The organism is Jiangella rhizosphaerae (assembly GCF_003579925.1).
GTDB classification, from domain to species: domain Bacteria; phylum Actinomycetota; class Actinomycetes; order Jiangellales; family Jiangellaceae; genus Jiangella; species Jiangella rhizosphaerae.
In genome coordinates, this window is sequence record NZ_QUAL01000404.1 from 1 (window position 1) to 13031 (window position 13031).

10 protein-coding genes and 1 pseudogene are annotated in these 13031 nt (G+C 73.8%); 4 read left to right on the forward strand and 7 right to left on the reverse strand.

Annotation, left to right across the window (positions count from 1 at the left end):
• The first annotated feature begins 157 nt into the window (after positions 1-157).
• Both DY240_RS27180 and rpsT read left to right on the forward strand, forming a co-directional pair.
• Positions 158-721 carry a type II toxin-antitoxin system PemK/MazF family toxin gene (locus DY240_RS27180; RefSeq protein WP_233552896.1) on the forward strand — a complete coding sequence of 188 codons (564 nt, stop codon included), beginning with the start codon at positions 158-160 and terminating at the stop codon, positions 719-721.
• A gap of 193 nt (positions 722-914) precedes the next feature.
• On the forward strand, positions 915-1175 hold the full coding sequence (rpsT, locus tag DY240_RS27185; protein ID WP_119662797.1) for a 30S ribosomal protein S20: 261 nt from the start codon (positions 915-917) through the stop codon (positions 1173-1175).
• Positions 1176-1261: 86 nt separating this feature from the next.
• Here the strand turns inward: rpsT and holA are convergent, their stop codons facing one another.
• The 6 genes from holA to leuS all read right to left on the reverse strand — a co-directional run bounded on the left by holA (position 1262) and on the right by leuS (position 10402).
• Positions 1262-2179, reverse strand: a complete 918-nt coding sequence (holA, locus tag DY240_RS27190) for a DNA polymerase III subunit delta (protein WP_233552897.1) — start codon at positions 2177-2179, stop codon at positions 1262-1264.
• The gene (locus DY240_RS33520; RefSeq protein ID WP_147375544.1) at positions 2086-4668 is read right to left on the reverse strand and encodes a DNA internalization-related competence protein ComEC/Rec2; all 2583 of its coding nucleotides are present in this window, start codon (positions 4666-4668) and stop codon (positions 2086-2088) included. The genes holA and DY240_RS33520 overlap by 94 nt, the downstream gene beginning before the upstream one ends.
• A gap of 284 nt (positions 4669-4952) precedes the next feature.
• Positions 4953-5942, reverse strand: a complete 990-nt coding sequence (locus DY240_RS27200) for a ComEA family DNA-binding protein (protein WP_119662800.1) — start codon at positions 5940-5942, stop codon at positions 4953-4955.
• A gap of 157 nt (positions 5943-6099) precedes the next feature.
• A complete protein-coding gene (locus tag DY240_RS27205; RefSeq protein ID WP_119662801.1) occupies positions 6100-6558 on the reverse strand; it encodes a VOC family protein in 459 nt (152 codons plus the stop codon).
• Positions 6559-6619: 61 nt separating this feature from the next.
• The gene (locus DY240_RS27210; protein WP_119662802.1) at positions 6620-7540 is read right to left on the reverse strand and encodes a DegV family protein; all 921 of its coding nucleotides are present in this window, start codon (positions 7538-7540) and stop codon (positions 6620-6622) included.
• 6 nt (positions 7541-7546) lie between these two features.
• The gene (leuS, locus tag DY240_RS27215) at positions 7547-10402 is read right to left on the reverse strand and encodes a leucine--tRNA ligase (RefSeq protein WP_199702580.1); all 2856 of its coding nucleotides are present in this window, start codon (positions 10400-10402) and stop codon (positions 7547-7549) included.
• A gap of 201 nt (positions 10403-10603) precedes the next feature.
• Between leuS and DY240_RS27220 the strand changes: the two genes are divergently transcribed.
• On the forward strand, positions 10604-11815 hold the full coding sequence (locus DY240_RS27220; RefSeq protein WP_119662804.1) for a TerC family protein: 1212 nt from the start codon (positions 10604-10606) through the stop codon (positions 11813-11815).
• Positions 11816-11834: 19 nt separating this feature from the next.
• Here the strand turns inward: DY240_RS27220 and DY240_RS27225 are convergent, their stop codons facing one another.
• Entirely contained in the window at positions 11835-12470 is a 636-nt protein-coding gene (locus tag DY240_RS27225; RefSeq protein WP_119662805.1) for a vitamin K epoxide reductase family protein, read from the reverse strand.
• A gap of 110 nt (positions 12471-12580) precedes the next feature.
• Between DY240_RS27225 and DY240_RS27230 the strand changes: the two are divergent.
• Positions 12581-13031: pseudogene (locus DY240_RS27230) on the forward strand (hypothetical protein); the annotation flags it as partial.

Consider the following 13031-nt stretch of genomic DNA (forward strand, 5'->3'; position numbering starts at 1 on the left):
CCCGCCGCGGCCGTCCGCCGGCCCCGCCCGCGGGCGAACCACCGCCGGCCGGCGGGTGAACCGCGCGGCCGGCGGGCGAACCGCACGGGCTGGCGGGTGAACCACGCGGCCGGCGAAGTGCCCACCAGACGACGGGGCACGGCGCTACAGTGCCGGCGTGGCCCGTCTGCTGCGCGACCTCGTACGCACCCTGCTGACCCCGCCGAAGCGGCGGACCGACCGCGACGGCGGCCGTCCCGCGCGTCCGTCGGCACGTCCCGCGAACCGTGCGCCGCGCGGCGACCGCGACCACGCCGACGAGGAGTCGCCGGGCCGGTTCGGGCCGAACGCCACCACCGAGGCGCACTCCGTCGGCGCCGTCCGCACGTCGTACAACCCCAGCACCGACGGCGATCCCGACCCCGGCGAGATCGTCTGGACATGGGTCCCGTACGAGGAGAACGACGGCCGCGGGAAGGACCGGCCGGTACTCATCGTCGCGCACGAGCCGGGTGGCACGCTGCTGGCGGTCCAGCTGACCAGCAAGAACCACGACGGCGAGCGCGACTGGGTCGGCGTCGGCGCCGGCCACTGGGACGGCGAGCACCGGCCGTCCTGGGTCGACATCAGCCGCGTCCTGCGCGTACATCCCGGCGGCATGCGCCGTGAGGCGTCCGCGCTCGGCCGCGAGCAGTTCGACACCGTCATCGGCGCGCTGCGCGACCGGTACGGGTGGCGGTGAGTTCCCGCCGCGGGCCGCGGCGCCGAATTGGCTGGTGAGCCGCTGCGCTGGTATTGTTGGCGGCTGCGCGTCGGCCCAGGTCGCGGACGCGCCCGGCCGACTCCTTGCCGCCGCGACGGTTCCCCACCGGCGCGGGTCCCGGACGAGGCCGACGCCCTCACGACCTATCCGAACCGACCGAAGGCATCAGTTCGTGGCGAACATCAAGTCCCAGAAGAAGCGCATCCTCACCAACGAGAAGGCTCGGCTGCGCAACAAGGCCGTCAAGTCGTCGCTGAAGACGGCCATCCGCAAGTTCCACGAGGCGGCCGACGCCGGCGAGACCGAGAAGGCCGTCGAGGCCGCTCGCGCCGCCAACCGGCAGCTCGACAAGGCCGCGTCCAAGGGCGTCATCCACAAGAACCAGGCGGCCAACCGCAAGTCCTCGATCTCCAAGCGGGCCGCCTCGCTCTGAGGCCGAGCCTCCTCGGGGCGGCGCCGTCGTCGTGGTCGAGTTACCACCGCCAGAGCAGTAGTAACTCGACCATGACGCCTCCAGAATCAGGCGGCGCGAGCGGTGCCGATGGCGACGAGTGCGGTCGTGAGCGCGAGCGTCGCGTCGTTGCCGCCGCCCTTGACCGCGAGGTCGGCGTCGGCGACCGCGCGGATGGCGCGGGCGAGGCCCGTCGGGGTCCAGCCGCGCAGCTGGCCGCGGAGCACCCGGACCTTCCACGGCGGGATGCCGAGGTCGCGGGCGACGTCGGCGTCGCGCATGCCGCGGGGTGCGCCGGCCAGCCGGGCCAGCGAGCGCAGCGACGTCGCCAGGGCACCTGTGACCAGCACCGGGTCGGTGCCGGTCTCGAGTGCCCAGCGCAGCTGCTCGACCGCCTCGCCGGTCTTGCCCTCGACGGCGCGGTCGGCGACCACCCAGCCCTTGACCTCGGCGCGCCCCTCGAAGTACATGGCCACGACCTGGCCGGTCACCTGGCCGTCCGGGGCGTCGACCGCCAGTTGGCCGGCCGCCGAGGCCAGCCCGCGCAGGTCGCCGCCCACCGACTCGACCAGCTGCCGCGCCGCGGCTTCGTCGATGCGGCTACCGTGGCGGCGGACCTCGGCCCGCACGAACGCGACCTGGTCGTCGGGGCGGGTCAGCCGCTCGGCCGGTACCTCGTGCACGCCGGCCTTACGCAGCGCCGTGAGCAGCTTCTTGCCCTTGACCCCGCCGGGGTGCAGCAGCACCAGGTGGATGCCGTCGATGGGCGTCGTCACATAACCCACCAGCACGTCGCCGACCGGTTCGCTGACGTCCTGGACGTCGTTGACCAGCAGCACACGGCGGGTGGCGAACAGCGACGGGCTGACGTGCTCGGCGAGGGCTCCGGCGGTCAGCTCGGAGCCGGACACCTGCGACACGTCGGCGTCGGGATCGGCGGCGCGCGCCGCCCGGACGACGGCGCCCGCGGCGCGTTCGGCCAGCAGCGTCTCAGGACCGAAGACGAGCGTGACCGGGACGAGGGGGTCGGTCGATAGCGCAGCCATGTCGCTACACAGCATGACACGTCGCGCCGACAAGGTCGCCGCCCCCGCACCGATCGCCGCTGCGCCGATCGCCGCTGCGCCGGTCCGGCTCGCGGCCCGCCGGCCACCACGCCGAGCCCGTCGTCGCCGGTCCGGACGACGGCGATGCTGCCGTGCTCGTCGGTGCGGTAGACCCGGGCTCCGCTTCGCCGCAGCGCGTCGAGCACCCGTGGCGACGGGTGGCCGTACGTGTTCTCGCCGACGCTGACCAGCGCCAGCCGTGCACCGACACCGGTGAGTAGCTCGGTGTCCTGGTGCGGTGAGCCATGGTGGGCGACCTTGAGCACGTCGACGTCGAGATCGGGCGCGCCCCGCAGCAGCGATCGCTGCGCCGTCGGCTCGATGTCGCCGGTGAGCAGCACGCTCACGCCGTCGACGTCGGCCTCGACGACAATGCTGGCGTTGTTCGACTCCGACTCCGGCGTCTGGACCAAGCGGGCCGGCGCGAGCACGTCGAGCTGGAGCCGCTCCCCCACTCGCAGCCGGTCGCCGACCCGCGGCACCGACGCCGGGACGCCCGCCGCGGCGAGCCGGCGCCTGACGCCGTCGGCCGACGCGGGCGGGTCGTCGAGCGGCGAGACGAGCGCCCGGCCCACGTGGCGCCCGGCCAGCACGCCGTCCACGCCGCCGACGTGGTCGGCATGAAAGTGCGTCAGGATCAGCAGCGGGACCTGCCGCACCCCGAGACCGTCGAGGCAGCGCCGCACCAGCCGCGGCTCGGGCCCGGTGTCGACGACGACGGCGGACCGGTCGCCGGCCCGCAGCACCAGCGCGTCGCCCTGTCCGACGTCGCAGGCGACGACCAGCCAGCCGGGCGGCGGCCAGCCCGGGGTCGGGACCGCCTTCAGCAGGCCGATCACCAGCACCGTCCCGGCGGCCGCGGTGACGAGGGGACGGCGCAACAGCAGCGGCAGCGCCACGAGCCCGGCCACCGCCAGCACGACGGCCGCCACCACCCCACCGGTGCCCGGCGGCCACGGCACGACGGCTCCGGGCTGGCCGGCGAACCAGCGCGCGACGGCGGCGATCCACCAGGCCGGAAGCGCGGCCAGCCACGCGCACGCCGTCGCGACCGGCGGCAGGACCGGGCTCACGACCGCGGCGGCGGCACCGAACACCGTCGCCGGGGCCACAGCCGGCGCGGCGAGCAGGTTCGCCGGCAGAGCGGCCAGGCTGAGCTGGCCCGACAGCCCGAGCACGATCGGCGTGCAGGCGACCTGCGCGGCCAGCGGCACGGCGATCGCGACCGCCAGCGGGCGCGGCAGCCACGCCAGCGACCTCGTCCAGGTAGGCACGAGGAGCAGGATCCCGGCCGTGGCCAGTACCGACAGCGCGAACCCGGCGCTGCGGGCCAGCCATGGGTCGAGCAGCACCAGCGCGATCACCGCGGCCGCCAGCGTCGGCAGGCCGCGCCGGCGTCCCGCGACCGTCAGCCCCACGACCGCGACCAGGCCCATCGCGGCGGCTCGCAGGACACTCGGCTCAGGGCGCGCGAGCAGCACGAAGCCGGCGACGCACACCACGCCGACGACCGGCACCGCGTAGCCGCGCACGCCCAGCCACCGGGCCAGGCCGAGCGCGACGACCAGGACGATCGCGACGTTGGTGCCGGACACGGCGGTGAGGTGCGTCAGCCCGGCGATCGACATGGCGTCGCGCAGGTCGGCGGCGAGCAACGACTCGTCGCCGATCACCAGGCCGGGAACGAGGCCGCGCGGGTCGGGCGGCACCGCGGAGACGGCCTCGCGGAGGCCGGCGCGGAACGGCTCGGTCGCGCGGCTGGCGGCGCTCGGCGGCCCCGTCGTGCGCTCGTCCGGCCCGGCGTAGGGGCGGAAGACGGCGGCGACGTCGTCGCGCCGGTCGTCGGTGGACTCGAGCCGGCCGGCGACGCTGACGCGTTGGCCCGGCAGTAGCTCGGCCCAGCCGAGGTCGCCGCTGACCAGGAGCACCGGCACGGAGACGTCGTAGCGGCGGCCGCGGCCGGTGGCCTCGTCGACGCGGAGCCGGCCGACGACGTACTCGGTGGCGGTGGCCTCCTCGCCGGCCGGACCGCTGCTCCGGACGACGGGATCGCGCGCGACGACGGCCTCGAGGTCGACGTGCGCGCCGGCCGCGGCGAGCGTGGTGACCGGCCCGTTCCAGACGGGCGCCGCTCTAGCCGCCCCGACGGCGAACCCGGCGACCAGGCACAGCGTCCCGGCGACGAGTGCACGCCTGCCGGCCGGCCGCAGACGGTCCCCCGACCGCGGCGGGCGCCCGTGCCGAGCGGTGCCGTGCGCGTCGGCTGACGCTTGGTCGGTGCCTCGTGGGCGGGTGTGCAGCAGGATCGCGATGGTGATGACGACGGCGATCGTGCAGCCGGCGAGGCCGGCCCGCCAGTCGGCCAGCACACCGGCCAGTGCGCCCAGCCAGAGGCCGAGCGCGGCCGGTACGAGGCGGAGATCACGCGGCTCGGCCGCTGGGCCGGCCGCCGAATCGGCAGCCGAACCGGTCGGTGCGACCGGCTCCGCCGGCGTGAGCTGCCGAGCACCGCCACCAGGCACCCCATCGGCCGCTGCGCTCGCATATCGCGTCGTCGTCGTCGAGGAGCCTCCGGCACCTGGCGGCGCGTCGGCGGCACGTCCAGTCACGCGGGGCCGAGCCGGTGTCGGCGGATCGGGGGCAGGGGCGCGGCTCACAGCGTCACCAGCGGCTGGAGTTGGGCGAAGCGCTGCTCGCCGATGCCGGAGACCTCGCGCAGCTCGTCGATGCTGGTGAACCGGCCGTTCTGCTCGCGCCAGTCGAGGATGCGGCCGGCGAGGGCCGGACCGATGCCGGGCAGGGTCTCGAGCTCGGCGGCGGTCGCGGTGTTGAGGTTGACCGGCACGGACGGCGTCGCGCTGCCGGGGCTGCCGGCCGGCGGGGCGGGCGGCGCGGCAGCAGGCGGATCGGCGGTGACGAGCACCTGCTCGCCGTCGGCGAGGATGCGGGCGAGGTTGAGCGGTGTCAGGTCGGCGTCGGGGGTCGCGCCGCCGGCCGCTTCGATGGCGTCGACGACCCGTGAGCCGGACGGCAACTCGACGACGCCGGGCCGGGCGACGAGGCCGGCGACGTGGACGATGATCGGGGCGGACGTCGCCGTGGGCGAGGCGTCCGGTGGCCCGGCGGGTGGGGCGTCGTCGGCGGGTGCGCCGGTCGGCGGCGGGGCTCCGGTGGCCACGGCGGTGCCGGTGGCGACCAGCTCGGGCTCGATCGGCACGACCTCGGGCCGGGCGAGCAGGAACAGCACCGCCGCGCCGATGCCGCCGACGAGCACCACCAGCACGATGACGGCGAACTGGACGCGCTCGAGCCCGAACCGGCCCAGCCGCGCCGCCGGTGCGGCGTCCGTGGCGGGTGCCGCGCGTGATGCGCCGACCGCCGCCGGGACGTCCGGCGGTGCGGGGTCCGCGGGCCGCGCCTGGAACGGCGCCGAACCGACGGCCGCCTCCCCCGGTCGAGGCTGTGTCGGCCAGTCGTCCGGCTCGTCGTCGGGCTCGTCGTCCGGGCGGCCGGGCGCGTACCAAGGGCCGGCGGCGGCGGGATCGGCTCCGCCGGCCCAGCGCCGACCGGCGACGTGCGCCACCCGGGCCCGGGCGAGCGCCGCCGTGTGGTCGTCGACGGAGCGGGAGCGGAACGATCGCATGCCTGCGACGCTAGGCCGCCGCACCGACCGCCGCGGCCGCCGGAAGCCACTTCTGTGGACAACCGAATGAACTGGTCAGGACTGTGGACAGGCCGGCGGCAGCGAGGCCCGCGGGCGCGGCCGAGCGGGCGGCCACCGGGGTCCGGTCGAGCCGGCGTCAGACGACGCAGAACTCGTTGCCCTCCGGGTCCTGGAGGACCGTCCAGGCGTTGCCGTACTGCTCGACCGTGCCGACCACCGTGGCGCCCGCGGCGACCAGCTCCCCGACCTTGGCATCGATGGCAGCCCGAACCTCCGCCACCGGCGGCCGCCCGCCGTCGGGCGTGGTGTAACGCCAGGCGCGGACGTCGAGGTGGACGCGGTTCTTGGCCGTCTTGGACTCGGGCACCTTCTGGAAGTAGATGCGCGGCAGCACGCCACCGGGGTCGATGATGGCGCTGGCGGAGTCCCACTCGTCCTCGGGGACGTTCCAGGCGGCCAACGCCTCCTCCCAGGTGGCGAAGCCCTCGGGCGGCGGCTCGAGCCGGTACCCGAGCGCCAGCGCCCAGAACTCGGCCAGCCGCCGGGGGTTGGCGGCGTCGAAGGTGAGGTTGAAGATCTCGGACGCGATCGGCATCCCGGGATCATGCCAGTCGCCACCGACAACCCGGCGATGGACAGGGCACCGCCCGGCCGCCTCAGCGTGGGCTGATCACGACGGCGAGCAGGCCCGGCCCGACGTGGGCGCCGATCACGGCACCGACCTCGGTGACCACGACGGAGCCGGCGGAGGGGAGGCGGTCGGCGAGGCGGGCGGCCAGCTCGCCGGCGCGGGCGGCGTTGTCGAGGTGGTGCACGGCGAGGTCGACCCGGCCATCGGCGGCCAGCGCGCGCTCGACGGCGAGATCCTCCAGGCGGGCCCGGGCGCGCGCGGAGGTCCGCACCTTCTCGAGCAGGTCGACCCAGCCGTCGCGCAGGTGGAGCAGCGGCTTGATCGCCAGCGCCGTCCCCACGACGGCGGACGCGGCGCCCACGCGGCCGCCCCGCCTGAGGTATTCCAGCGTGTCCACGTAGAAGAAGGCCGACGACCGTACGGCCCGGTCCCGGGCCAGCTCCGCCACCTCGTCGGCCGTCAGCCCGCGCTCCGCCGCCGACGCCGCCGCCAGGACCGCGAACCCGAGCCCCATGCCGAGCGACCGGGAGTCGACCACGTGCACCGGGATCGGCGCGTCGCGGGCGGCCAGGCGAGCCGCGTCGGCCGTACCGGACAGGCTGCCGGAGATGTGCACCGACACGACGGCGCCGTACCCCTCCGCGGCCGCCGACTCGTACACGTCGAGGAACGCCCGCGGGCTGGGCCGGGAGGTGGTGACGGGGACGTGCGCCCGCAACGCGTCGGCCACCTCACGCGGGCCGATGAGCGTCTGCACGCCGCCACCCGGACGCCCCGACGCCGGCGCACGCGGTGCCGCCGTCGACGGCCCCGCCGGGGTCCACTCGTCGACGGCGACACCGTCGACCACGACCTGGAGCGGCACGACCCGGACGCCGTACGACTCGACGTCGCCGGCGGTCAGGTGCGCCGTCGAGTCGGTGACGACCGCGACCCGAGCCGTCACGGGACGTCAGCCCGGGACGACGTTGACCAGCTTGGGCGCCCGCACGATGACCGTGCGCACGGGCCGGCCGTCCAGCGACCGCCGCACCGCCTCGGACTCCAGCGCCAGCGCCCGCAGGTCGTCCTCGCCGATGGACGGCGGGACCTCCAGCCGGTCGCGGACCTTGCCCGCCACCTGCACCACGCAGGTCACGGTGTCCTCGACCAGGTAGGCCGGGTCGGCCGACGGGAACGGCTCGCGCACCAGCGACTGCGGGTGACCCAGCCGCGACCACAGCTCCTCGGCGATGTGCGGCGCGACCGGCGCCAGCATCAGCACCAGCGCCTCGGCGGCCTCGCGGGGAACGGTGTCCAGCTTGGTCAGGTGGTTGTTCAGCTCGATCATGCGGGCGATGGCGGTGTTGAACCGCATCGCCTCCATATCGGTGCGGACGGCGTCGATGGTGCGGTGCAGGATGCGCCGGGTCTCGTCGTCGGCGGGAGCCGTGCCGACGACGACCTCGCCGGTCTGCTCGGAGACGATGTTGCGCCAGACCCGCTGCAGGAACCGCAGCGACCCGACGACGGCGCGGGTCTCCCAGGGCCGCGACAGGTCCAGCGGGCCCATCGACATCTCGTACACCCGGAAGGTGTCGGCGCCGTAGTCGCGGTACATCTCGTCGGGCGTGACCATGTTCTTCAGGCTCTTGCCCATCTTCCCGTACTCGCGGGTGACCGGCTTGCCCTCGAACGTGTAGCCGTCCCCGTCCTCGACCACCTGCTCGGCCGGGACGTACTGGCCGCGCTCGTCGACGTAGGCGTAGGCCTGGATGTAGCCCTGGTTGAACAGCTTGTGGAACGGCTCCTCGCTGGACACGTGGCCCAGGTCGAACAGCACCTTGTGCCAGAACCGCGAGTACAGCAGGTGCAGCACGGCGTGCTCGACGCCGCCGATGTACAGGTCGACGCCGCCGGCGTCGCCGTCGCCGCGCGGTCCCATCCAGTACTGCTCGACCTCGGGGTCGACCAGCCGCTCGGTGTTGGTGGGGTCCAGGTAGCGCAGCTCGTACCAGCACGAACCGGCCCAGTTCGGCATGGTGTTGGTGTCGCGGCGGTACGTCTTGGGGCCGTCGCCCAGGTCCAGCTCGACCTCGACCCACTCGGGGACGCGGGCCAGCGGCGGCTCCGGCTCGGTGTCGGCGGCGTCGGGCGGATAGGTCCGCGGCGAGTAGTCGGGCACCTCGGGCAGGTCGACCGGCAGCAGGTCGTCGGGTATGGCGACGGGCTGGTCGTTCTCGTCGTAGACGATCGGGAACGGCTCGCCCCAGTACCGCTGCCGGCTGAACAGCCAGTCGCGCAGCCGGTACGTGACGGTGCCCTCGCCGGTGCCCTTCGACTCCAGCCACGCGATGATCGCGGCCTTCGCCTCGGCGACGCCCATGCCGTCCAGCGAGATCTCGTCGTTCGCGGAGTTGACGGCCGGACCCTCGCCGACGTACGCCTCGCCGTCGAAGCCGTCGGGCGGCTGCACCGTCCGGATGATCGGCAGCTCGAACCGCTCGGCGAACTCCCAGTCGCGTTCGTCCTGGCCGGGCACCGCCATGATGGCGCCGGTGCCGTAACCCATCAGCACGTAGTCGGCGACGAAGACCGGGATGCGCGCGCCGTTGACGGGGTTGACCGCGAACGAGCCGGTGAACACGCCGGTCTTCTCGCGGCCCTCGGTCTGCCGCTCGACCTCGCTCTTCGCCGCGGCGGCCGCACGGTAGGCCGCGACGGCCTCGGCGGGCGTCGCGTGCCCGCCGGTCCACGCCGGCTTCGTCTCCGACGGCCACGCCGACGGCGTCAGCGCGTCGACCAGCGGGTGCTCGGGCGCCACCACCATGAACGTCGCGCCGAACAGGGTGTCGGGGCGGGTGGTGAAGATCTCCAGCTCGCCGGCGTCGGTGGCGAACCGGACGTTCGCGCCGGTGGACCGGCCGATCCAGTTGCGCTGCATCGTCTTGACCTTCTCGGGCCAGTCGATGCGGTCCAGGTCGTCGATCAGCCGGTCGGCGTAGGCGGTGATGCGCATCATCCACTGGCGCAGGTTGCGCTTGAACACCGGGAAGTTGCCGCGCTCGCTGCGGCCGTCGGCGGTGACCTCCTCGTTGGCCAGCACCGTCCCCAGCCCGGGGCACCAATTCACCGGCGACTCGGACACGTAGGCCAGCCGGTGGTCGTCGACGATGCGGCGCCGCTCGACCTCGCTCAGCGACGCCCACGACCCGCCGCCCGGCACCGGCCGCCGTCCGCTCTGGAACTCCTCGATCAGCTCCGCGATCGGCCGCGCGCGCCCGCGTCCGCCGTCGGCCTCGGTGTCGTACCAGGACTGGAAGATCTGCAGGAAGATCCACTGCGTCCAGCGGACGTAGTCGGGGTCGATGGTCGCGAACGTGCGGCGGTTGTCGTGCGCCAGCCCCAGCCGGCGCAGCTGCCGGCGCATGGTGGCGATGTTCTCCTCGGTGGTCTTGCGCGGGTGCTGGCCGGTCTGGACGGCGTACTGCTCGGCCGGCAGCCCGAAGGCGTCGTAGGCCAGCGCGTGCAGGACGTTGTCGCCGCGCATGCGCCGGTAGCGGCCGAAGACGTCGGTGGCGATGTAGCCCAGCGGGTGGCCCACGTGCAGGCCCTTCCCCGACGGGTACGGGAACATGTCCATGACGAAGAACTTCTTCGCCGGCAGCTCGGTGCCGGGCTCGGCCAGCGGACCGGTGGGGTTGGGCGCGTTGAACGTGCCCTCGTGCTCCCAGCGATCCTGCCAGCGCTGCTCGATCTGGCCGGCCACCTCCGCGGTGTAGCGGTAGGGCGCGTCGTCGGCCGGCGGCGTGGTCGTGCCGGTCTGCATCTGACTCATCGGAATCGTCCCTCGTCTGTGGTGTCGGGCCCCGAACATGAAAAGACCCCTCACGCAGGAGGGGTCAGCCGCGCCGACGTGACGCCGCTGGAGGGCGTCCGCTACCAGTCAGCGCGGCCCGATAAGGAGCAGCAGGCCTCGCACATGGTCAGGATAGCGCACTCGCCCGCCCACGGCCCCTAAGGTGGCGTCATGGACGTGCCAGGCTGGGTGTGGGCGCTGACGGTGGCCGGCGTGGTCGCGCTCCTGGCGTTCGACTACGTGGTCCACGTCCGGAAGGCGCACGTCCCGACGCTGCGCGAGGCCGCCGTGTGGTCGGCGCTCTACGTCGGCATCGCGGTCGCCTTCGGCGTCGGCGTCCTGGTGTTCGGCGGGACCGCCATGGGCACGGAGTACTTCGCCGGCTACCTCACCGAGAAGGCGCTGTCTGTCGACAACCTGTTCGTCTTCCTGGTCATCCTGCACAGCTTCCGGGTGCCGCGGGAGTACCAGCAGAAGGCGCTGCTGTTCGGCATCACGTTCTCGCTGGTCGCGCGGACCGGGCTGATCTTCGTCGGGTCGGCGCTGATCAACACGTTCGCCTGGGTGTTCTACCTGTTCGGACTGGTGCTGCTGGTGACGGCGGGCAACATGCTCGAGCCGCGCGGCGGCGAGGCCGAGGAGGACAACATCGCCGTGCGCGCCGCCCGGCGGCTGTTCCACACGACCGAAGGCTACGAGGACGGCCGGCTGCTCACCGTGCGCGACGGGCGCCGGGCCATGACGCCGCTGCTGCTGGTGATGGTGGCGCTGGCCGGCACCGACGTGCTGTTCGCGCTGGACTCCATCCCGGCCATCTTCGGGCTGACGCAGAACGTCTACCTCGTCTTCACCGCCGTCGCCTTCTCACTGCTCGGCCTGCGCCAGCTGTACTTCCTCATCGATGGACTGCTGGACCGGCTGATCTATCTGTCGTACGGGCTGGCGACGGTGCTGGCCTTCATCGGCGTCCGGCTCATCCTGCACGCACTGCACGAGAACAACCTGCCGTTCGTCAACGGCGGCGAGCCGGTCGAGGTGGCCGAGCTCAGCACCGGGCTGTCGCTCGGCGTCATCGTCGTGGTGTTGGTGGTGACGGTGGTCGCGTCGCTGGTCAGCCCGACCGGCCGGGCCCAGACCGCGATCGCCGGCGCCCGGCGGCACGCGACTGCCTACCTGGACTCGGAGTACACCGCCGACCCGGCCGAGCGGGAGCGGATCTTCCAGTGCCTGGTCGACGAGAAGCGCCAGATCATCGCGCTGGGTCCCAAGTACAAGCAGATGGCCAGGGACGCCGAGGGGCTGCTCGACCTGGTCGACCGGGCCAGGGCCAGCCATGACGCGGCGGTGGCCCGGGGCGAGACCCCGGCCGGCCACCACCACTGATGCCCGGCGTCAGAAGGCGTCAGAACACCAAGTACCAGCGGTCCCAGAACTCGATGGTGATGAGGATCGCGATGATCAGGAACCAGACGGTGACGATGAGGCCGCGGCTCTCGACGACGGCCCGGCGCAGCCACCCGGGCGCCTTGAGGTGCCCCTCGGAGAGGTTGTAGCCCGTGGTGTACACGAAGATCGGGATGGTGACGACCCACACGACCATGCAGTAGGGGCACAGCGCGCCGATGAAGTAGGTGGTCTGGGTGAACAGCCAGGTGACGAACACCGCGCCGCCCAGCGCGCCGGCGTTGAGGCCGAGCCAGAACCAGCGCGGCAGCTTGGCGCCGGTCAGCGCGACGACGCCGGCGGTGACCACGACGGGGAACGCCGCGACGCCGATGACGGGGTTGGGGAAGCCGAACAGCGACCCCTGCCAGCTCTCCATGACCGTGCCGCACGTGACGATGGGGTTGAAGCTGCAGGACGGCGTGTAGTTCGGGTCCTCGAGCAGCCGGACCCGCTCGATGATCAGCATCGCCGACGCGAACACGCCGATCGAGCCGCCGATAGCGAGCAGCCAGCCGAGGACCTTGACCGAGGCCCGCGTCTCGGGCAGCTCGAACTCGGTGTCCTCGAGGTGTTCCTTCTCCTGCACGGCCATGACTCACCCGGGGTTGATCGTAGGGATCCGACGGACCATCAACGTACGCTACCCGCCATTGGTGCCGCACGGTCCGAAGGTCCCTTCGACCATATGCGACGATTGCAGCAATGCACCGGTCCGAGCGCCGTTCCACCGGCGGGCCGCTGGCCGCCGCGGTGGTTGCCGCGGCCGCGCTCGTCGTCGTCCTCGCGCTGGCCGCGGGGCCCGTCGACGTCCGGGAACCCGGCTGGTTCACCGGCACTGCCGACCCCGCCGACGTCGAGCCGGTCGAGCCGCTGCCCACCGCCGAGCCGGCGGCGACGGAGCCGCCGCTGCCCGGCGGCGAGAGCGACGGCGTCGACGTGCCGTGGCCGGTCGTGCTGATGATCGCGGTGGCCGCGGCCGCCTACCTCGCCTACTACGTGCTGCGCCGGCTGATGCCCGAGGTCAGGGCCCGGGCAGCCCGCCGCCGGGTGGTGCTCGGCGGCCGCGTCGAGGCGCTGGACGACCCGCCCGACCCCGCCGCGGAGCTGCGCGACGGCGCACGCTCGGCCGCGTCGGCGCTGGCCGGGCCGGCAC